Genomic DNA, 19,901 nt, shown 5'->3' on the forward strand with positions numbered 1-19,901 from the left:
TCAGTCGCTCAGTCGCGCGTCACCCGCAGCACTTCTTCCAGGGCGGTGATGCCCTCGGCCACCAGGCGCTCGCCGTCCTCGCGCATCGGCACGAAGCCGTGTGCCCGGGCGGCGGTCAGCAGTTCGCTTTCGGCGGCGCGGTTGTGGATCAGCGCGCGCAGGTCGTCGTTGACCACCATCAGCTCGTAGACGCCGGTGCGGCCCTTGTAGCCGGTGTGGCTGCATTCGGTGCAGCCCACCGGGTGCCAGTGGCCTTGCGCATCCTGCCGCTTGCAGTGCGGGCACAGCTTGCGCACCAGGCGCTGGGCCTGGGCGCCCAGCAGGCTGCTGCTGAGCAGGTAGGGCTCGACGCCCATGTCGATCAGCCGGGTGATGGCGCTGGGCGCGTCATTGGTGTGCAGCGTGGCCAGCACCAGGTGGCCGGTCAGGCTGGCCTGGATGGCGATCTGCGCGGTCTCGAAATCGCGGATCTCGCCGATCATGATCACGTCCGGGTCCTGCCGCAGGATGGCGCGCAGGGCCTTGCCGAAGGTGAGGTCGATCTTGGCGTTGACCTGGGTCTGGCCGATGCCCGGCAGCTCGTATTCGACCGGATCTTCCACCGTCAGGATGTTGGTGCCGGCGGTGTCGATGCGGCCCAGGCTGGCGTACAGCGTGGTGGTCTTGCCCGAGCCGGTGGGCCCGGTGACCAGCACGATGCCGTGCGGCTGGTGCACCAGGCGGTCGAAGGCGGTGAGCGTGGCGCCGCTCATGCCCAGTGCCTCCAGCGTGAACTTGGATTCGCTCTTGTCCAGCAGGCGCAGCACCGCCCGCTCGCCATGGGCGCTGGGCAGGGTGGACACGCGCACGTCGATGGCGCGGCCGCCGATGCGCAGCGAGATGCGGCCGTCCTGCGGCAGCCGCTTCTCGGCGATGTCGAGCTCGGCCATGATCTTCAGCCGGCTGATCAGCGCCGCATGCAGCGCGCGGTTGGGCTGCACCACCTCGCGCAGCGTGCCGTCCACCCGGAAGCGCACGCTGCTGGAGCGTTCATACGGCTCGATGTGGATGTCCGACGCGCCGTCCTTCGCGGCCTGCGTCAGCAGCGCGTTGAGCATGCGGATGATGGGCGCGTCATTCGCTGCTTCCAGCAGGTCTTCCACCGCCGGCAGGTCCTGCAGCAGGCGGCTCAGGTCGACCGCGCTTTCCACCTCGCCCACCACGGCGGCGGCGCTGCTTTCGCCGCCGGCATAGGCCGCGGCGATGCGCTCGGCCAGAACGGCGGGCTGCTCGCGCTCCAGCCGGTCGACCAAGTGCAGGCGCATCACCTCGCCCAGTGCGGCCATGCTGGCGGCGGGGCCGCCGTCGGCGGCCCACAGCACCCGCTCGTGGCCGAAGTCCTCCAGCAGCAGGGTGTGGGCCTTGGCGAAGCCGTAGGGCAGGGGGTGGCGGGCGGCCATGGCGCGGGCCTCAGTTCTTCGGCGTGGCCGGCGCGGTGGGCGTGGCCTGGCCCTTGGGCGGCACGGCCGGCAGCACCGGAGATTCATTGATCGGCATCAGCATCTTCTGCGTCGGCTGCTCGGCCGCCTGTTGCGCGCGGATGGCCTCGTAGCGGTCGAGCGAGAGCATGCTGGCCGCCGCCGCGTCGCGGATCACCACCGGCCGCAGGAACACCAGCATCACGCTCTTGCTGCGCTCGCGGCTGCTGTTCTTGAACAGGTTGCCCACGCCGGGCACGTCGCCCAGCACCGGCACCTTGTTCTCGCCGTCGGTGTAGCTCTCCTTCATCTGGCCGCCCAGCACCATGATCTGGCCGTCGTCGGCCACGATGGTGGTCTCCAGCGAGTTCTTGTTGGTGGTGGGACCGTTCTGGTTGGTCAGCGTGGTGCCCACCACGCTGCTGTTCTCCTGGAACACCGTCATCCGGATCACGCCGCCCTCGCCGATCTGCGGCTTGATCTTCAGCGTCAGGCCCACGTCCTTGCGCTCCACCGTCTGGAACGGGTTGACGGTGGACCCGCTGGTGCCGGTGTTGGTGAAGCTGCCGGTGACGAAGGGCACGTTCTGGCCGACGACGATCTTGGCTTCCTCGTTGTCCAAGGCCACCAGGTTGGGCGTGGACAGGATGTTGGTGCCGCTGACGTTCTCCAGGAAGCGCGCCAGCGCACCCAGGGTGTAGGTGCCGTTCACCCGCTGCAGCAGGCCCAGGTTCAGGCCAGTGCCGGGGGCCACGGTGGTGCTGCCGCTGGCGCCGGCCACCGACAGGTTCAGGATGTTGTTGCCGCCGCTGCTGAAGTTGGTGCCGGCCAGCAGGCCGAAGCGGTTGCCGTTGTTGCCCAGCAGGCCCTGCCACTGGAAGCCCAGCTCGGCGGCCTTGTTGGCATCCATCTCGACGATCATCGATTCGACGAACACCTGGGCGCGGCGGCCATCGAGCTGGTCGATCACGCTGCGGATCTGGCGGTACAGCGGCTCGGCCGCGGTGATCACCAGCGAATTGGTGGCCGGGTCGGCCTGGATGAAGCCGCCGGTCGACGGCTGGGCCGACTGCGACACCGGCGTGGTGGCCACCGTGGCGCCGGCGCTGCCCGCCGCGCCGGTCTGGGCCATGCCGGTGCCGGTCGACGAACTGCCGAAGCTGCCGCCGCCACTGCTGCCGCCACCGCCACCGAAGGCCGCGCGCAGCACCGATGCCAGCTTGGTGGCATCGGCGTTCTTCAGGTAGACCACGTTGATCTGGCCCGCCGGCCCGCCCACGCCCGGGCGGTCCAGCCGCTCGACCAGGCTGCGCACGCTGGCCAGCCTGGCGGCGTTGGCGGCGCGGATGATCAGGCTGTTGCTGCGCGCATCGGCCAGCACCGAGACGGTGTTGCCCGCCACCGGCAGGCCGGGCACCGCCGCCGCGGGGCCGCCCTCGCCCAGCTTCTGCACCAGGGTGGCCAGGTCGCTGGCGATGGCGTGCTTCAGCGGGATCACCTCCACATCGGTGGCCGAGGGCTGGTCCAGCGCGGCGATGATCTTGCCGATGCGCGCCAGGTTGTCGGCGTAGTCGGTGATCACCAGGGTGTTGTTGCCCGGGTTGGCGTTGATGGTGTTGTTGGGGCTGATCAGCGGGCGCAGCACCGCGACCAGGTTGTTCGGGTTCTCGTTGCTGAGCCGGAAGATCTGGGTGATGACCTGGTCGCCGCGGGCGCCGACCTCGCCCACGCTCACCGTGCCGGCCTGCAGCTTGGCATCGGGTTCGGGCAGCACCTTCAGCAGGCCGGCGGTCTCCACCACGGTGAAGCCCAGGCCGCGCAGCGCCGACAGGTACTGCAGCCAGGCGTCGCGCACCGGGATGGGCTGCTCGCTGTAGACGGTGATCACGCCCTTGACCCGCGGGTCGACCAGGATCTGCCGGTCCAGCATGGCCGCCATCGCGCGGGTCACCGCCTCCAGGTCGGCGTTGACGAAGTTCACCGTCACCGGCGTGCCGCCCGACATGCCGCTGCCGCGCTTGGCCGGCGCCGGCTTGGGCACGTCCTGCGCCTGCAGCGGCGTGACGGGCAGCATCAACAGCGCCACCAGCAGCGGCAGCAGGCGGGGCGGTGCGGAGCGTGGCGATCGCGCAGTCATGGGGGTCATCCGATCGAAATGACGGACAGCGCGCCCTGGCGCCGGCCGATGATGTTGAGCAGGTTGGCCAGCGCATCGTCCTGGCCGTCGGTGGCCTGGGCGGTGCCGCGGAAGCGCAGCCGCGCGCCGGTCCACTGGCCCTCGCCGTTCAGCCGCAGCGGGCCGTCCTGGCTGGTCAGACGCAGCTGGGTGGGGCTGTCGGCCTGGCCGCTGCCCTGCAGCAGCAGCTGGTAGCTGCCCAGCGTGGGCAGCACCGACAGCCGTGACGACGCGCCGCGCAGCTGCAGCAGCAGATCGCCTTGCAGCCGCAGCTGGCCGGCGGCCGATTGCAGGCGCAGGCCGGCGCTGGACAGCTGCAGCTGGCCGCCCAGCTGCAGCGTGTTCCAGGGCGTGCCCAGGCCGGCCAGCCAGCTGGCCGGCCACTGGCCCAGCGGGCGTGGCGCGGCGGGCAGGGCTGCCGGGCTGGCTGCGCCCGGCGGCGGCGCCGGCCCGTCCAGCGCCAGGCTGAAACCGCCCCAGCCGGGCTGCAGCTGCAGCCGCAGGCCGTCGGGCAGGCAGCAGGCCTGCTGCGCCGTCAGCTGCAGGCCGTTCCAGCCCGGCCGCAGCTGCCACTGCAGGCGGCCCGGCAGGGCGGCCGCATCACGGCTGCCGGCGCCGCCGGTCAGCACCAGCACGGCGCTGCCGTTCCACAGGCTGCCGCGGGCCTCGGCCAGCAGCAGGCGGCCGCCGGTGGCGTTCTGCAGGCCGTCGGCCAGCCACTGCGCCGGCGCCTGCGTCACCAGGCCGGCGCCCAGGCCCAGCACCGCACCCCACACCGCCCAGCGGCGGCCGGCGCGCAGGGCGCGCTGCCAGCGGCTGGTGTCGGCCGGGGTGCCGCGCGGGGCGCGTGTCACCGGCTGCCTCCCACGGCCAGCGTCAGGCTGCCGTCGTACAGGCCGGGGGTGGTCTGGTTCAGGCTGGCTTCGACCACGCGGGCGCGGGCGCCGGCGCGGGCTTCGGCCAGCCAGGCGCCCAGCTGCTCGCCGCTGATGCCCTTGAGCGCGACCACCGCCCGCTCACCCTGCAGGCTGAGCTTGGCCGCCTCGCCCAGGCGGCCGGTGGCGGTGGTCAGCGCGGCCTGGGCCTGGGCCATCGGCACCGGGGCCACGGCGCGCAGGCTGGTGGCCTCGCGGGCCAGGGCCTGCATCTGCTGGGCCTGGGCCTCGGCGGCGGCCAGCTGCGCCGGTGCCGTGGCCAGCGTGCGCCAGGCCGGCGCCAGGCCCACGACCCACAGCAGGCCGGCACCCAGCACCAGGGCGGCCACCAGCACCAGGCGGCGTTCACGCGCAGCCAGCGCGGCCCAGCGGGCGCGCAGCTGGGCGCGGGCGGTGGTCAGGGCGGGCGTGTTCATGGGCGGGTCGGGGTGGTGCTGGCGGTCTGCACGGCGGCGGCAGCGGGCGCGGGGCCGGCCTTGCTGATGACCAGCCGGCCGTCGCTCTGCGCCAGGCCCCAGCCCAGCGCGGCCAGGCGCTGGCGCAGCGCGTCGATCTGCGGCGGCGCCCAGCCGGCGCCGGGCAGGCTGAGGCGCCCGGGCTCGAAGCGCAGCTGCGCCGCCGGCGGCTGGCCCTCGGGCCAGGCGGCCGCGGTGGCCTGCAGCAGGGTCTCGAAATCATCATCGCCAGGCACGCCGGCGGCGCTGCGCAGGGCGGCGGTCTCGCGCTGCATCTGCAGCGGGGCGTCCAGCACGGCGCGCACCTGCGGGTGGGCCTGGCGCAGCAAGGCCAGCTGGGCTGCCCGCTGCTGTTCCAGCGCGTTGCGTTGCTGCCAGGCCAGCAGGTTCAGCCCGACCACCTGCACCACGACCAGGGCGGCCAGGCCCCAGCGGGCCGGCGCCCAGGCCGGGCCCATCAGCGTGCGCCACAGGTTGCCGGCGGCCAGGCTGCCGCGGTGGCGCGGCGCCAGGTCGAACTGCAGCAGGTTCCAGGGCGCGCGCACGGCGGCCAGGGCCTGGTCGGCATCGTTGCGCACGGCCACCGGTGCACCCAGCCAGCGCTCGGCTGGCGCAGCGGCGGCGGGGGTGGCCGTCCAGGTGGTGCCGCGGGCCTGCCAGTCGGCCAGCAGGGCGCGGGCCAGGCCGCCGGCCAGCGGCAGGTTGGCGGCGCTGTCTGCATCGCACCAGGCCAGGTGCAGGCTGGCGTCGGTGTCGATCTCGGCGGGGCCGTGGAAGTGGCCGGTGGGCGGCGCGCCGGCCTCCAGCTGCGGCGCCAGCGCGGGCACCAGCCGGTCGACCACGCGGCCGGCGGCGGCCAGGCGCTCGAGCTGGCTGCGCAGCCAGGGCTTGTGCAGCGCGGCCACCCACACCGGCGTGCCGGCCACCGGCTTGGGTGCCAGGGCCAGGTGCACATCCTCGTCGTCGGTGAGCAGCTGGTCTTCCAGCACGCCGCCCAGTGCGGCGCGCAGCCGGTTGGCCGGTGCCTTGGGCAGGGTGGGGCGGTGCCAGGCCACCGCCTCGGCCGGGGCCACCGCCACCACGGTGTCGGCCGCCGGCAGGGCGCTGGCGGCGCTGCTGCCGCGCTGGGCCACGGCCAGGCCGTCGGGGCTGAGCAGCCAGGCCAGGGGCGCGGGCTCGGCGGCGGGCGGTGCGTCGGCACGCAGCGGCGCGGGCAGCAGGATCACGAGCAGCGTCATGGGGGCGGTGTGCGGGGCGTCTGGCAGGGCGACCCGACATTGTGGGGCAGCCCTGTGAACGCTGATTCGGTGAACTGGCTCACTGGGCCGCCGGATTCAGGCTGGCCTGCTGCTGGCGCTGGATGGCCAGCACCTGCAGGCCGCTGCGCCGTTCCACCAGGCTGCGGCTCTCCAGCACGCGGTTCTCCAGCCGCAGCCGGCCCTGCACCTCGAAGTAGGCGGACTTCACGTCGACATCGCGCTCCTGCAGCTTGGGCCCGGCGCCGACGATGGCCACCGCATCGGCCACGCTGCGCAGCGGCGTGCGCACGCGGGCCTGCACCAGCCGGTCGGCGCTGCCCAGGTCGAGCCCGCTGACCACGCCGGCCAGCACCTCGCGCGAGGCGGTGTTCAGGTTCACCGGCGTGGCCACCGGCAGCAGCACCACCACGCTGGCCAGCCGCTCCAGCGCGGTGGCATCCAGGCCCAGCCAGGCCAGGTCGGCCAGCTGCTGCGGTGGCAGCGGCGCGTTGTCGGCGCTGGCCTGCTGCGCAGCCAGCAGGCCGTCGGCGACCAGGCTGGCGGTGTCGGGCCCCAGGCCCACCGTGGTGCACAGCCGCTGCAGGATGGCCAGCTGCAGCGGGTCGACCTTGTTGTCGACCAGCAGGTTGCGCAGGTTGTAGCGGGCCTGGGCATCGCTGATGCGGCCGGACAGGAAGGCCTCGGGCCCGCTGTCGGCGTTGTTCTCGCGGTCGGCGGCCAGGAAGCTGGACAGCCGCGCCTCGGCCAGCGGCGTGGCCCAGGGCTCGTTCAGGCTGGTGGGCTTGCCGCTGCGGGCATCCTCGCGCAGGATCAGCCGGCCCCAGTCCAGCGCGCCGACCAGCATCCAGGCGCTCTGCACCCGGCTGCGCTCGGCCGTCTCCACCTGCACCGCCCGCCACTGCTGCCACACCATGCCGGCGGCCAGCGTGGCCACCACGCTGAGCAGCACCATGGCCACCAGCAGGGCGGCGCCGCGGGCGGGGCGGGGGCGGCGCGTCATGGCGTGGGCGGCAGCATCACGTCGCGGGTGATGCGGCCCTCCGGCAGGTCGAGCTGCAGGCGCACGCCGGTGGGCAGCAGGCTGCGGGTGCGGGTTGTGGCGGTGGGTGCGGGCGCCGGCGCGCTGGCTGCCTCGCCCGGGGCGCTGGCTGCCGCGCCCGGGGCGCTGGCGCCACTGGCCGGCGGCGATGGGTTGGCAGCCGGCTCGTTGACGGCGACCTCGTCGCCACTGGACTGGGCATTGCTCCAGCCCTGGCCGCGCCAGAAGTACAACTGCCAGCCGGTCACGCCCGCCAGCACCGTCAGCTGCCCGGGCTCCACGCCGGCCAGCAGCTGGCTTTCCACCCAGGCTTCACGCAGCGCGGTGTTGCGCTGCACCACGGCGCCCGGCCAGCGCTGCCAGCGGCCATCGCGCACCGCCCACACCACCACCTGCACGCCGTTGTCGCTGCGGCGCACCAGACGCAGCGCGGTGCCGTCGAACTGGATGCCGGGCACCACGCTGCTGTCGTAGATGGCGCCCAGGTCCTGTTCCCACTGGCCCAGCACCGCCGACAGCCGCAGCGTGCGGCCGCTGGCCTCGGCGCCGACCTCGCGCGCCTTGACCATGCCCGACACGCCCTGCCAGCCCATGGCGGCGATGACGGCCATGATCAGCACGGCCACCAGCACTTCGACCAGGGTGAAGCCGCGTCGGGCCGTCATCAGTAGCGCCCCAGCACGGTGGACAGGGTCACCAGCACCTGGCCCTGGCCGTCCTGCACCACCGCGTCGACACGGCGGAAGTTGGGGTTGGGCGTGGTGGTGGTGCGCAGCGTGCCGCGGTAGTCGCGCCCGAGCTGGCTGCAGGCGAAGTCGGCATCGCCGGTGCCAGGGAACTGCTGCGCCAGCCGCAGGCCGGTCAGCGCGTTGTCGGCGCACCAGTGGGCGGCGGTCACGTCGCCCAGGCGCTGGGCGTTGTCGGTCAGCGCGCCGGCGGCCTTCAGTCCGGCGCCCAGCGCCAGCGCGGTGATGGCCAGGGCCACCAGCACCTCGACCAGGGTGAAGCCGTTCTGCCGGCTCATGGCGGGGCGGAGGCCGCGTCGGCCACGGCGGGATCGGCCACGGCAAACGGCGCCAGGCCGTCGGTGGCCAGCACCCGCTGCTGGCCGTCGAGGCTGAGGGTGATGCGCTGTGCGCCGATCAGCGGCTCAGGGCCCAGGCGCAGCGCGCCGGCGTTGTCGATGCGGGCGGTCACCGCCGGGTCCAGCCACTGGCCGGGCCGGGTGCCGCTGCCGGGCAGGCTGCCTGGCAGCAGGCCGACGAAGCGGAAGCGGGCATCGCCGTCGGCCGTGCGCTCGCCGGGCGGCACCAGCTCGAAGCGCACCGCCACGCCGCTGGCGCGCGCCTCGGCGCGGCCGGCTTCCAGCAGCGCGGCCAGGCGCTCGGCCTCGCGTTCCAGGCTGGCCTGGCCGCCGTCGCGCAGCGACAGGCTCACCAGGCCGGAGGCCATGGCGATCAGCAGCAGCACCAGCAGCAGCTCGATCAGCGTGAAGCCGCGCGGCCCGGCCACGCGCCGCAGGCCGCGCTGACCGCTGCGCGGCCTACTGCCAGGAGCCGATGTCGGCGTTCTTGCCGTCACCGCCGGCCTGACCGTCGGCGCCCAGGCTGAAGATGTCGACCTCGCCCTTCACGCCCGGAAAGATGTACTGGTACGGCCGGCCCCAGGGGTCGGCCGGCAGCTTGTCGAGGTAGCGGCGCCAGTTCGGCGGCACGTTGCCGGCCGTGGGCTTGTTGACCAGCGCCTCCAGCCCCTGCTCGGCGCTGGGGTAGCGCTGGTTGTCTAGCTTGTAGAGCTTGAGCGCCTGCACCAGGTTGTTGATGTCGGCCTTGGCGGCGGTGGCGCGGGCGTCGTCGGTGCGGTCCAGCACGTTGGGCACGATCAGCGCGGCCAGCACGCCGATGATGACCAGCACCACCATCAGCTCGATCAGCGTGAAACCCCGGCGCAACACATGCGCGACAGTCTGCGCGGGGCGCCTGGAAGCGAGGGCAAGGGTCATGGGCGGGGCTTGATCAGGCGATGGGTGACACAGCCCGGGGATCATAATCCCCGGCCATGACCGCTCGTCTCACCACCTTGCTGATCTGGGCCGCCGTGCTGGTGGGTGCGGTGGCCTGGGGCATGCCATTGTTCACGCGCAGCACGCCGGTGCCGCCCGGCGCCAGCCTGGCCACCCCGGCGCCGCCGACCGGTGCCCATCTGGCGCGGCTGCTGGGCCAGCCGCCGGCGGAGCCGGTGGAGGCCGCGCCGGTGGTGGCGACCGACAGCCGCTTCGTGCTGCTGGGCGTGGTGGCGCCGCGCCCCGGCCAGGCCCGCGGACTGGCGCTGATCTCGGTGGACGGCAAGCCGGCCCGGGCGTTCGGCGTGGGCCGCGAGCTGGAACCGGGCCTGCGCCTGCTGACCGTCAACCACCGCCAGGCCGAGCTGGGTCCCGCCGCCGGCACCACCCAGGTCACGCTGACGCTGCCGCCCCTGGCCGAGGCCCAGCGTGGCCGCCCTGGCGAGCTGCCGGGCGTGGCGATGCCCGGCCAGCCGATGGTGCCGGGCGCGGTGTTCAACGGCGTGCCGGGCGCGATGCGCATGCTGCCGCCGCCCCAGCCGCAGACCCTGCCGCCGGTGCCGGTGCCGCAGGGTGTGCCGACAGCCCAGGCCGGCATGCCGGGCAGCCTGCCCTACCAGCCCGATGGCGGCCCGGGCGGCGGCGACGCCGACGCCGCCAGGCTGCGCTGAGCCGGCGCCGGCCGGCCGCCGCGTCAGTCGTCCGCCATCTGCACCTGGTCGATGCCGTCGGCCTGGCTGGCCGTCAGCACGCCGTCGGCCAGCAGCCGCGCCACCGTGGCCTCTGCCGCCCGCTGGGCGCGGTCCGGGTCGCCGACGCACTGCAGCGCCTTCAGGAAGATCGGCGTGCTGGCGATCCAGTCGACCAGGGCCTGGCGCGGCCGGCGGCGGTGCTCGAGCATGTTGTAGACCACCAGGGACCGCGCCGCATGGGCGCGGTGCTTCAGCGGTGCGGCCTGGAAGGCCGCCAGCCGCTGGCGCGAGGCGGCCAGCGCCGCCGCCACGTCGGTGAAGGGCTCGCCATGGCCGGGCAGCACCAGGCGCGGCTGCAGGGCTTCGATGCGGTCGAGCACCCGGGCCGCGTCGTCGAAGCCGGGCGTGTCGTCCAGCTCGGGAAAGATGATCGCCAGCCGCTGCTGCCACAGCGCGTCGCCGCTGATCAGGGTGGCGGTCTCGGGCTCGAACAGCAGCACCGCATCCGGGTCGTGGCCGGGTGCGGCATGCACCTGCCAGGGCCGGCCGCCCAGCTGCAGCATGTCGCCGTCGGCCAGGAAGGCCTGCGGCACGAAGGGCGGGCAGCGCTGGCCGGTCTCGCGGTAGCTGAGCTGGCCGTCGTCCCAGGGCAGCAGCTTGCTGCGCGAGGCCGCCGGCACGGTGATGCGCAGTCCCGGCCAGCGCGCGGCCAGCGCGGCATTGCCGCCGCAGTGGTCGCTGTGCAGGTGGGTGTTGACCACCTCGGCCAGCGGCCGGCCGGCCAGCGCGTGGTCGACCAGGACCAGGGTCTGGTCCGCATGGCTGACGTAGCCGGTGTCCACCAGCTGGCCCTGGCCGTCCTGGTGGAACACGATGTTGTTGGCCGACAACCAGCCGCGCACCAGCACGCGGGCCTGCAGGTGGTCGAGCGTAGCGGCGATGGCGGGCTGGAAGGTGGTCATCCGGGAGGCAGACAGCGGCAACCTGTCGATTGCAGCATGCCTGCCGTGCCGCCGCTGCCGCCACCGTGACCTGGCGCCGTCAGGGCAGCAGATCCAGCGGTGGCGGGCGCTCGGGCGCCGGCAGGGCCGCGGCCTGCACCGCGCCGGGGGCGAACAGCGCGGCCGCCAGCGCCCGCTCGCGCTGCGCCACCAGTCCGAGGAACTCGCCGGCGCCCTTCATCGCGCCGAAGGCGTCAAAGCCCGATTCCAGGAACTTCTGCAGCGCGCTGAGGCCGGCGGCCTGGGCCGGGCCGCGCATCAGCTTCAGCGTGGAGCGCATCAGCCGGTTGCGGGTGTAGCGGTCCAGCGCGGTGCCGATGGCCAGCGTCAGGCGGATCTGGTCCTCGCGCGCCGGGGCGCGGCCGGTGCCCTGCCAGGCGCGGGCATAGGCCTCGGCGGTGCAGGGCAGGCCGGGCAGCTGGCGGGCGGCGGCATCGTCCAGCGCCTCGGTCAGCGCATGCAGCTGGCCCAGCTGCTCGACCGTGGCCACCAGCTCGCCGGGGAACAGCCGCACCAGCGCCGGCACCACGCGGCCGAACTGGGCGTCGCGCTGGCTGAATTCCTGCGGACCGTACAGCTCGTCCAGGAAGAAGCGCGCCGCCGCGCCATAGCGCGGGTGGGCCAGCAGATCGGCATAGCTGCGGGCGAAGCGGGCGGCCTGGTAGGCCTTGAGCGCGTGCACCCGCGCGGCCAGGTCGGGGTCGGCGTCCCGCAGCGCGCGCATGCGCGCCACGGTGCCCAGGTGCTCGGTGATGCGGTCGGCCAGTGGGGTGCTCATCACCCGGCAGGGTAGCGCGCCCGCGGTCCAGCCGCCAGCCGGTGGCGCACGGCAGTGCGAGACTGCGGGCCATGCTCGCCCGCCTGCAACGTCTGCTGCTCGCCGCCACCGTGCTGGCGGCGCTGGCCTGGCTGGCCTGGGCCGTGCCGTCTGGCCTGTCGGCCTGGGCGGTGGCCGCCGGCCTGCTGCTGGCCTTGCTGCCCACCGCGCCGGTGCTGGCGCTGGAATTCATGCTGCTGGCCGCCTGCGGCCGCGACCCGGCGGTGCCCCGCGCCAGCGCGGCGGATCTGCTGCGCGCCTGGGCCGGCGAGGTGGCGGCCGCCTGGCGGGTGTTCAGCCGCGACCAGCCGCTGTTCGCCGATGCCGAGCCCGATGTGCCGGCGGTGCCCGGCCGCACCGGCGTGCTGCTGGTGCACGGCTACTTCTGCAACCGCGGCGTCTGGCGGCCCTGGCTGCCGCGCCTGCGGGCGCTGGGCGTGCCCTGCACCGCGCTGACGCTGGAGCCGGCCTTCGGCCGCATCGACGACTGGGTGCCGGTGATCGACCGCGCGGTGGCCGATCTGCAGCAGCGCACCGGCCGGCCGCCGCTGGTGGTGGCCCACAGCATGGGCGGCCTGGCCACCCGCGCCTGGCTGGCGGCCCAGCCCGACGCGGCTGAAGCGGATGCCAGAGTGCGGCATGTCATCACCATCGGCACGCCGCACCGCGGCACCTGGATGGCGCGCTTCGGCCACACCGCCAATGCGCGGCAGATGCGCCTGGGCAGCCCCTGGCTGGCGGCGCTGGCGGCCAACGAGACACCACGGCGCCATGCCCGCTTCACCTGCGTCCACGGCCATGCCGACAACATCGTCTTCCCGGCCAGCACCGCCACGCTGCCGGGCGCCGAGAACATCCACCTGCCCGCCGTCGCCCATGTGGCCATGGTGCAACACCCGGCGGTGTGGGCCGCGGTGCTGGACCGGTTGAAGCGGGCCGACGGCTGACCTGCGGGGTCAGTTGTCGAGGTCGTGGAGCAGGGTGAGGGTGGGCGTGGTGCCCAGGTTCAGCAGGTCGGCCACCGCGTCCACATCGTCGGGCAGGGCGGGGTTGTCCCAGCCGCGGCTGCTGTGGCGCGCCACCCGCATCGCCAGCTGCACATTGCGCACCTGCGGATGGTGGCTGGCATGGTCGTCGGTGATCTTCACCAGCAGCTCGGGCAGCCGCCAGGCCTTCATCAGCGCCTGCTGCACATCGGCCAGCGGCGCGTTCAGCACCACCTGCTGGGCGTCGACCGAGCGCAGCGCCGGGTCGGCCTGCTGGCGGTGGGCGATGTCCAGCGCCAGCGCGGGCGCATGGGCCCACAGCAGCAGTTCGGCGAAGTCGTGCAGCAGCGCGGCCTCGTGGATCAGCATGGCGTCGTGGTCGCCGCGGTGCACCGCAAAGCCCAGCGCGAAGCGGGCGGCGCGGTGGGCGCGGCGCAGCACCTGGCGCAGGCCCAGCAGCGCGCCGTGCTGGCCGGCGAGCCGGTCCTCCACGGTGGGCTGGGGCCCGAAGTCGCGGAAGAACGGCGTGATGCCCAGCATCACCAGCGCCTCGGTGGCGGTCTCGGCATCGGCCTGGTCGCGGTCGCGGCCCCGGTCGCGGCGCAGCAGGGCCACATGGCGCAGCAGCTTCAGCGTCATCAGCGGGTCGGCCTGCATGCTGTCGGCCAGCAGGTGGGCATCCACCGCGTCCTCGTTGCAGCGCAGGTCTTCCAGCGTGTGGGCGGTGGCGGCCAGCACCGGGATCTCGCGGGCATCGAAGGCGGTCACCCAGGCCGGCACATGGGGCAGCGGCGCGGTGATGAACGGCGCGGCCAGCGGTGGCGGCGCAGCGGCAAGGGGGGCGGCCTGGTCCATGGCGTGTCTCCGGCGTGGGTCTGTCCAGGGAACATCGGCAGGCCGGGTGGGAACTTGATGGGACCGCAGGGCCCGCCCGCCGGTGCCGGCGGGCGGGGTGCGGTCGGTCACGGCCGGCTCACAGCCGGTTGATGCCGGGGATGTACCCGACGAGCTCGCCGTCGAGGTACAGCGCGCCCTCGGGCGCGCCGGCCTCGGCGTAGAACTCCAGCTCGGGCGCGCGGCGCGCGCGGGCCAGGCTGCGCCGCATGGCGATCTGGCGGGCCAGCCGGGCCAGCCAGCGGCTGGACTGGCGCAGGGCCCGTGCGGCCAGCTGGCGCGCGGGGCTGAGTGCGGGCTGGGGCGCGGCGAGGGGGCCGTCGAAGCCGTAGAGGCTCTTGTGCATGGTGTGCTCCTGCTGCGGCGTGCCGGCCCGCTCGCTGCGGGCCCCACGCCGGTCGGTTCAGATGTCGGGATGTCGTTCGTGCTGCAGTTCGCGGCGCAGGGCCAGCGCGGCGCGCTGGCGCTGGGCACTGGTGTTGCGACGGTGGGCGCCGGCCAGGCGTCGGTGGGCAGCGGCCACCAGCGGGTTGCGGGGCTTGGCGAGAGAGATCGCGATCTTCATGGGGTGCTCCTCGGCACGCTGGCGTGCCATGTGACGGGACCAATCCGGGCCTGGAATGCAGACGGCCCGGACGCTGGGGGCGTCCGGGCCGTCGAGGGGCAGCGCGCGGAGGCGGGCTATCCCGGGGCGGCACCGGACGGTGCGGCTTGGTGCGAACCAGCAGCGCTGTGCACGGTCGATCGCGCGGCCTGCAGCACGGCCAGGGCGGTGGCTGCCGGCAGGCGGCGCACCAGGCGTGCAGTGGTCAGGGCGGGATCGAACATGGACAAGGCGGACAGCTCGGCAAGGGGTGGATCGGCGGGTATCGCCTCAGGTCTTGCAGTGGGTGCAGCACCTGAAGCTTGCGCTCATGATAAACAGAAATTTATCTTGCGCAAGTGGTTTTTGCAGGCAGGCCGGGGCCGCCGCGTGGCGGCATCCACAAGCTGTGGGACGGCGCGCAGCGCCGGGGCCTAACGCTTGGGCTTCAGCGGCGCCACGCGGGCCTGTGCCTGGGCCCACAGCGCGCGGTCGTCGACCACCGGCGTGGCGGCCGGGCGGCTGGCGGCGCGCACCACGCCGGGCGCAGCGGGCGGGCGCGGCGGCGGCGGTGCCGGCACGGGCTCGGCCGCGGGCGGCGTCAGCACCTCGCCCAGCAGGTCGAGCAGCCGGGTGCGGGCGCGCTGCGGATGGCGGCGGTAGTAGGTGAGCACCAGGCCGACGATGAAGCGCTCGTCGTCGTCCTGCGGCTGGCTGGGCGAGGGCGCAACCGCGGTGGCAGCCAGGGGCGCCGGGGCGGCGGCCATCGCGGTGGCCGGTCCGTCATGCGGCAGGTCCATCCAGCCCACCGGCTTGCGGCACAGCTGCTCGAACTGCCGCGCCAGCCGCTCGCCGATCTGCCGGGAGCGGCTCTTGATCTGGCTCCAGTAGCTGGGCTGGATCTGCAGCCGTTCGGCGAAACGGCGCTCGAGGCCGCGCAGGGTGGCGGCGTCGGGCTGCTTGACGGCCGCCTGCACGAATTCATCGAACAGCCGCATGGCGTTGTCCAGGCGGATGCGCGCCACGTCGTGCACAGGAGTCATGCCTGGATGATAAATCCGCGTTGCCCAGCCTGTCGGCGGCAGGGCCGGCCGTGGTCAGGGCGCCAGCAGGCCGGGGTGGATGTCGGCCAGCGTGGCGCAGCCGGTCAGGGCCATCGCGGCTTCCAGCTCGTCGCGCAGCAGGCGCAGCACATGGGCCACGCCCTGCGCACCACCCGCGGCCAGGCCATGCAGCGCCGGACGGCCGATCAGCACCGCCTGGGCGCCCAGGGCCAGGGCCTTCAGCACGTCGGTGCCGCGGCGGATGCCGCCGTCGACCAGCAGCGCCGGCGCCTGGCCCGGCGCCGCGGCCAGGGCCTCGGCGATGCGCGGCAGGGCGTCGGCGGTGGCGGGCGTGGTGTCCAGCACCCGGCCGCCGTGGTTGCTGACGACCAGGCCATCGACCTGCAGCGCCGCGGCCTGGCGGGCGTCGTCGGGGTGCAGCACGCCCTTGAGCAGCAGCGGCAGCCGGGTGTGCGCGCGCAACCAGGCGATGTCGTCCCAGGTCGCGGCATGGTGCAGCAGGCCGTCGAACAGCTGGCTGCCGCCGCGTGGCACGGCGATCGGCAGGGGCCGGTGGCCTTGCAGGTGGGCGGCGGCCACGCCGGCGGGCAGCTGGAAGCCGGCGCGGCGTTCGGCATCGCGCACGCCCTGGCAGGGCGCGTCCACGGTCAGCACGATGGCCTCGCAGCCGGCGGCCTCGGCGCGCTGCAGCAGGTCCAGCACCAACGCGCGGTCGGGCTGCAGGTAGAGCTGGAACCACAGCGGGCCGCGCTGCACCTCGGGCAGGAAGCAGCGCGCCACGGTCTCCACCGGCAGGCTGGACAGCGTGCTCAGCACATAGCCGGCGCCCAGCACGCCGGCGGCCAGCGCGCTGGCCGCCTCGGCGTCGGGGTGGGCCAGGCGGTGGAAGGCGGTGGGTGCCAGCAGCAGCGGGCTGGGCCAGGTGTGGCCCAGCAGGCTGCAGCGGGTGTGGCCGCCGGCCAGCGGGCGCAGCACCCGGGGCCAGAGCTTCAGGCGCTGCCAGGCGGCCTGGTTGTCGGCGCGGGTCAGGCCGTCGGCGGCATCGCCGTCCAGGTAGGCCCAGCTGGACGGCGGCAGCGTCTCGCGTGCCAGTGCGGCGTAGTCGGCCAGGTTGACCGGGCCGGGCGCGTTGGGTGGCGGGCTCAGCATGCGATCCACATCCGCAGCAGGTTGTGGTATGCGCCGGTGAGGCCGACGATGGCCGGATCGGCTTCGCCGTGCTGGCTGCGCAGGCGCATCAGGTGCTGGTCCATGTCGAACAGCAGGCGGCGCTGCTGGTCGCTGCGCACCATGCTCTGCACCCAGAAGAAGCTGGCCAGGCGCTGGCCGCGGGTGACCGGCTCGACGCGGTGCACGCTGTGCGCCGGGTACAGCACCAGGTCGCCGGCGGGCAGCTTGACGCGGTGGGCGCCGTAGGTGTCCTCCACCACCAGCTCGCCGCCGTCGTAGCTGGCTGGATCGGCCAGGAACAGGGTGCAGGAGATGTCGCTGCGCACCAGGCCGCCATCGGGCAGGTGGCGCACCGCGCTGTCGACATGGTTGCCGAAGGCATTGGCCGCACCGGCATAGCGGTTGAACATCGGCGGCGCGATGCGCTGCGGCAGCGCGGCCGAGAAGAACAGCGGATGCCGCGCCAGGGCGTCGAGCACCTGCTGCTGCAGCGCCGGCAAGCCGGGCCAGCGCTCGGGCAGCTGCTGGTTGTGCTTGGCCTGCGCGGCCTGGGCGCCGGCCGTGGCGCGGCCGTCGGCCCAGGGCGCGTCGGCCAGCTGCTGCTGGATGCCGGCCAGCGCCTCGGTGCTCAGCAGCTGGGGCAGGTGCAGCAGCATGGTCGCCTCGCGCCGCGGGTCAGAACTTCAGGCCGACGGTGGCCTTCAGCGACCGGGCCTCGCCCGGCGTGTAGAAGCCGGGATAGAGCTGGTCGCCATAGACCTTGTCGGTGAGGTTGACGGCATTGAGCTGCAGGTAGGCGTCTTCGCTGATGGTGTACTCGAGCATCGCGTCGTAGGCCACGTAGCCGGGGGCGCGGGCGGTCTTGGACGCCGCGGCGGTGCCGCCGATCAACGGCCGGTTCTCCGATGCGCCGCGGATGCCGCCAGCCACGCGCCACTTCGGCGTCAGCTGGTAGCTGGCCCACAGCGCACCGGTGTTCTTCGGCGTCAGGCCCACCGGTGCGCCGATGTAGGTCGTGTAGCCGGTGGTCGTCCCCGGCACCACGGCCGTGCCCACCTTGTCGATCACCGCCCGGAACACATGGCTGAACGACAGGTAGACCTCGAGCGCCGGCGTCAGCTTGCCGACCACGTCGACCTCCAGGCCCTGGGTGTGGCGCTGGCCCGACAGCACCGGGAAGGTGCCGGCGAAGTCGGAATCGGTGGTGCGCTCGTTGTACTTCTCGCTGCGGTAGAGGGCCATGCGGGTCGACAACGCGCCCTCCAGCCAGTCCAGCTTGGCGCCCAGCTCCAGGTTGCGGCTCTTCTCGGCGCCGACGCTGGCGGTCTGCTGGGTGGTGTACTGGTAGGTGTCGGCCGAGGTGTTGAAGCTGGTGCCGTAGCTCAGGTGGAACGACTGGAACGGGCCCGGCTGGTACAGGACGCCGAAGCGGCGGCTCCACAGCCCCGGGTACGACAGCTCGGAGGCGGTGGTGCTGGTCGGCGTGGTGGGCGTGGCGGTGTTGGCATAGGCCAGGCTGTGCATCGTGGCCTTCACCCGGTCGTAGCGCAGGCCGGCCAGCAGCTTCCATTCGGGCGTCAGCGCCACCAGATCCTGGGCGTAGACGCCCACCGCGCTGCCGCTGTAGTCGCTGCCCTTGCGGTAGGTGGGGGCGGCTGCCAGCTGGCGGCTGTCGTCGGGCGTGCCCACCGTGGTGCCGCCCTTGTTGTAGTTGGTGCCCACCGCGCCGTAGGCGGTGTAGCGGTCGGCCGCCTCGTGCGACCAGTCCACCCCGGCCAGCAGCTCATGCCGCAGGCCCAGGGCCTGGAACTTCCTGCTGTAGTCGCTCTGCAGGTAGCTGCCGGTGATGGTGTCGCTGCGCGGCGCCAGGCCGCTGCGGGTGAGCGCGGTGTTGCCGTTGAGCGTGGCCGCCGTCACGGCCGCGGTGCCGGCGGGGCAGGTGGCGTTGACGGTGAGCGCCGCGCCGCAGTAGCCGGCCGTGGTGCCCCAGGTGGAGCGTTTGTAGGTGCCGCTGCGCAGCTGGGTCTTCAGCGTGCTGCCGTCGCCGAACTTGTGGGTCCAGCTGGCGGTGCCGTAGGTGGCCTCGCCGCGCAGGTAGTCGCTGTCGGTGCCGTAGAAGTTCTTCGCCGGGATCTGCGACGCCACGCTGCCGCCCAGGTAGCGCAGGTTGGCCATCGGCACGTTGTCCACGTTCAGGTGGAACAGGCCGACGGTGATCTCGTCGCGGGTGCCCAGACCCAGGCCCAGGGTGGGCGCGAAGCCCTGCTTGGAGACCCTGGCGCCGTGGTTGTCGGCCTCCTGCGCCATGGCGTTGATGCGCAGCGCGGCGTCTTCGCCCAGGCGCTGGTGGATGTCGCCGGTCAGCCGCACATGGCCGCCGGTGCCCAGGGTGGTGACGACCTCGTTGCGGCCGTACAGCGCCGGCTTCTTGTTGACCTGGTTGATCACGCCGCCGGTGGAGCCGCGGCCGAACAGCATCGACGCCGAGCCGCGCATCACCTCGATGCGGTCGTAGTTGAAGCTGTCGCGGTCGTACTGCGACGGGTCCTTCATGCCGTCGATCAGCAGATCACCGGTGGTGGCCACCGGGAAGCCGCGCATGCGGATGTCCTGGTCGGTGCCGTTCTCGGTGGCGGCGAAGGTGATGCCGGCGGTGTAGTGCAGGGCCTGGCGCAGGGTGTCGAGCTTGGCATCGTCGATCAGCCGCTCGGTCATCACCGTCACCGATTGCGGGATGTCGCGCAGGTCCTGCGTGCCCTTGCCCAGGTTGGTCTGGTTGGTCTGCAGCGTCTGCTTGGTGGTGGGCTCGGCAGCGGCGCGGGCGCGCACCACCGGCAGGGTGGTGGTGCCGGCGGTGTCGTCGGCGGCGCTGGCGGCAGCGGGCGGCGTGGCGGCAGGCGCTGCGGCCTGCGCCCAGGCCGGGGCGTGCAGGCCGAAGCCGGCAGCCAGGGCGCCGAGCAGGGGCAGGGTGGTGTCGAGCGGGCGGGTCATGGTGCGAGGGTGTCTCCAGGGTCAAGGGCAGGGGGGCGGGCGGCCATGCGGCGGCCCGGGCTGCAGCGCGGCTGCAGCGCGATGGGGTTCGGTGGGGTGGCTTGGAGCGGCGGGCGCCGGCGGTCAGTCGATGTCGTACTGCAGCGGCGCGATCACCACCCACTCGATGGCGTTGCCGTTGTCGTTCACCGCCTGGAAGCGGGCCTGGCGCATCGCGGCCAGGGCCTGTTCATCCAGCCGGGCGAAGCCGGACGACTTGTGCAGGCTGATCTGCTTGGGCAGGCCCTGGGCGTCGACCAGCACCCGCAGCAGCACGGTGC

General features: G+C 73.8%; 22 protein-coding genes. 2 read left to right on the forward strand and 20 right to left on the reverse strand.

All coding sequences use genetic code 11. From position 1 onward, the window contains the following. Nucleotides 1-8: 8 nt before the first annotated feature. The 10 genes from gspE to gspG all read right to left on the reverse strand — a co-directional run bounded on the left by gspE (nucleotide 9) and on the right by gspG (nucleotide 9,323). Nucleotides 9-1,439 (reverse strand): type II secretion system ATPase GspE, encoded by a 1,431-nt coding sequence (gene gspE / locus FFT10_RS24140; protein WP_137735441.1) that lies wholly within the window; start codon nucleotides 1,437-1,439, stop codon nucleotides 9-11. Between the two features lie 10 nt (nucleotides 1,440-1,449). Then, a complete protein-coding gene (gene gspD / locus FFT10_RS24145) occupies nucleotides 1,450-3,594 on the reverse strand; it encodes a type II secretion system secretin GspD (protein ID WP_228027285.1) in 2,145 nt (714 codons plus the stop codon). Nucleotides 3,595-3,599: 5 nt separating this feature from the next. Continuing rightward, complete coding sequence (gspN, locus tag FFT10_RS24150; RefSeq protein WP_137735442.1) at nucleotides 3,600-4,487, reverse strand: type II secretion system protein N; 888 nt, start codon at nucleotides 4,485-4,487, stop codon at nucleotides 3,600-3,602. Then, nucleotides 4,484-4,984, reverse strand: coding sequence for a type II secretion system protein GspM (gene gspM, locus FFT10_RS24155; protein ID WP_137735443.1), 501 nt, complete (start codon nucleotides 4,982-4,984; stop codon nucleotides 4,484-4,486). Before gspM ends, gspN begins: the two co-directional genes overlap by 4 nt. Further along, on the reverse strand, nucleotides 4,981-6,261 hold the full coding sequence (gspL, locus tag FFT10_RS24160) for a type II secretion system protein GspL (protein ID WP_137735444.1): 1,281 nt from the start codon (nucleotides 6,259-6,261) through the stop codon (nucleotides 4,981-4,983). The genes gspM and gspL overlap by 4 nt, the downstream gene beginning before the upstream one ends. A 79-nt stretch (nucleotides 6,262-6,340) precedes the next feature. After that, entirely contained in the window at nucleotides 6,341-7,282 is a 942-nt protein-coding gene (gene gspK, locus FFT10_RS24165) for a type II secretion system minor pseudopilin GspK (protein ID WP_137735445.1), read from the reverse strand. Continuing rightward, nucleotides 7,279-7,986 (reverse strand): PulJ/GspJ family protein, encoded by a 708-nt coding sequence (locus FFT10_RS24170; RefSeq protein WP_137735446.1) that lies wholly within the window; start codon nucleotides 7,984-7,986, stop codon nucleotides 7,279-7,281. The genes gspK and FFT10_RS24170 overlap by 4 nt, the downstream gene beginning before the upstream one ends. After that, nucleotides 7,986-8,345 (reverse strand): type II secretion system minor pseudopilin GspI, encoded by a 360-nt coding sequence (gene gspI, locus FFT10_RS24175; RefSeq protein WP_137735447.1) that lies wholly within the window; start codon nucleotides 8,343-8,345, stop codon nucleotides 7,986-7,988. The genes FFT10_RS24170 and gspI overlap by 1 nt, the downstream gene beginning before the upstream one ends. Beyond that, a complete protein-coding gene (locus tag FFT10_RS24180) occupies nucleotides 8,342-8,833 on the reverse strand; it encodes a prepilin-type N-terminal cleavage/methylation domain-containing protein (RefSeq protein WP_228027286.1) in 492 nt (163 codons plus the stop codon). Before FFT10_RS24180 ends, gspI begins: the two co-directional genes overlap by 4 nt. A 31-nt stretch (nucleotides 8,834-8,864) precedes the next feature. Next, complete coding sequence (gspG, locus tag FFT10_RS24185) at nucleotides 8,865-9,323, reverse strand: type II secretion system major pseudopilin GspG (protein ID WP_137735448.1); 459 nt, start codon at nucleotides 9,321-9,323, stop codon at nucleotides 8,865-8,867. A gap of 56 nt (nucleotides 9,324-9,379) precedes the next feature. Between gspG and FFT10_RS28045 the strand changes: the two genes are divergently transcribed. Further along, complete coding sequence (locus FFT10_RS28045) at nucleotides 9,380-10,054, forward strand: hypothetical protein (protein WP_194150910.1); 675 nt, start codon at nucleotides 9,380-9,382, stop codon at nucleotides 10,052-10,054. A 23-nt stretch (nucleotides 10,055-10,077) separates the two neighbouring features. Here the strand turns inward: FFT10_RS28045 and FFT10_RS24195 are convergent, their stop codons facing one another. Next, nucleotides 10,078-11,037, reverse strand: a complete 960-nt coding sequence (locus FFT10_RS24195) for an MBL fold metallo-hydrolase (protein WP_137735449.1) — start codon at nucleotides 11,035-11,037, stop codon at nucleotides 10,078-10,080. A 79-nt stretch (nucleotides 11,038-11,116) separates the two neighbouring features. Then, nucleotides 11,117-11,854 (reverse strand): DUF8198 family protein, encoded by a 738-nt coding sequence (locus FFT10_RS24200; protein WP_194150911.1) that lies wholly within the window; start codon nucleotides 11,852-11,854, stop codon nucleotides 11,117-11,119. Nucleotides 11,855-11,925: 71 nt separating this feature from the next. Between FFT10_RS24200 and FFT10_RS24205 the strand changes: the two genes are divergently transcribed. Beyond that, nucleotides 11,926-12,840 (forward strand): esterase/lipase family protein, encoded by a 915-nt coding sequence (locus FFT10_RS24205; RefSeq protein WP_137735450.1) that lies wholly within the window; start codon nucleotides 11,926-11,928, stop codon nucleotides 12,838-12,840. Between the two features lie 9 nt (nucleotides 12,841-12,849). Here the strand turns inward: FFT10_RS24205 and FFT10_RS24210 are convergent, their stop codons facing one another. From FFT10_RS24210 to FFT10_RS24240, 8 genes are all read right to left on the reverse strand, one after another. Further along, the gene (locus FFT10_RS24210; protein ID WP_137735451.1) at nucleotides 12,850-13,734 is read right to left on the reverse strand and encodes an HDOD domain-containing protein; all 885 of its coding nucleotides are present in this window, start codon (nucleotides 13,732-13,734) and stop codon (nucleotides 12,850-12,852) included. Nucleotides 13,735-13,852: 118 nt separating this feature from the next. Further along, nucleotides 13,853-14,119, reverse strand: coding sequence for a hypothetical protein (locus tag FFT10_RS24215; protein WP_228027287.1), 267 nt, complete (start codon nucleotides 14,117-14,119; stop codon nucleotides 13,853-13,855). A gap of 57 nt (nucleotides 14,120-14,176) precedes the next feature. Next, nucleotides 14,177-14,338: a hypothetical protein gene (locus FFT10_RS27970; protein WP_162854871.1), complete on the reverse strand. Its 162-nt coding sequence runs from the start codon at nucleotides 14,336-14,338 to the stop codon at nucleotides 14,177-14,179. 452 nt (nucleotides 14,339-14,790) lie between these two features. Further along, entirely contained in the window at nucleotides 14,791-15,399 is a 609-nt protein-coding gene (locus FFT10_RS24220) for a hypothetical protein (RefSeq protein ID WP_228027288.1), read from the reverse strand. Nucleotides 15,400-15,453: 54 nt separating this feature from the next. Continuing rightward, nucleotides 15,454-16,569, reverse strand: coding sequence for an alpha-hydroxy acid oxidase (locus tag FFT10_RS24225; protein WP_137735452.1), 1,116 nt, complete (start codon nucleotides 16,567-16,569; stop codon nucleotides 15,454-15,456). Continuing rightward, on the reverse strand, nucleotides 16,563-17,246 hold the full coding sequence (locus FFT10_RS24230; protein WP_137735453.1) for a Fe2+-dependent dioxygenase: 684 nt from the start codon (nucleotides 17,244-17,246) through the stop codon (nucleotides 16,563-16,565). The genes FFT10_RS24225 and FFT10_RS24230 overlap by 7 nt, the downstream gene beginning before the upstream one ends. A 19-nt stretch (nucleotides 17,247-17,265) precedes the next feature. After that, a complete protein-coding gene (locus FFT10_RS24235; RefSeq protein WP_137735454.1) occupies nucleotides 17,266-19,581 on the reverse strand; it encodes a TonB-dependent receptor in 2,316 nt (771 codons plus the stop codon). Nucleotides 19,582-19,704: 123 nt separating this feature from the next. Next, nucleotides 19,705-19,901: energy transducer TonB (locus FFT10_RS24240; protein WP_137735455.1), on the reverse strand; the 197-nt coding region annotated here is incomplete at its 5' end.

This window comes from Pseudaquabacterium pictum (genome assembly GCF_005403045.1).
GTDB classification, from domain to species: domain Bacteria; phylum Pseudomonadota; class Gammaproteobacteria; order Burkholderiales; family Burkholderiaceae_C; genus Pseudaquabacterium; species Pseudaquabacterium pictum.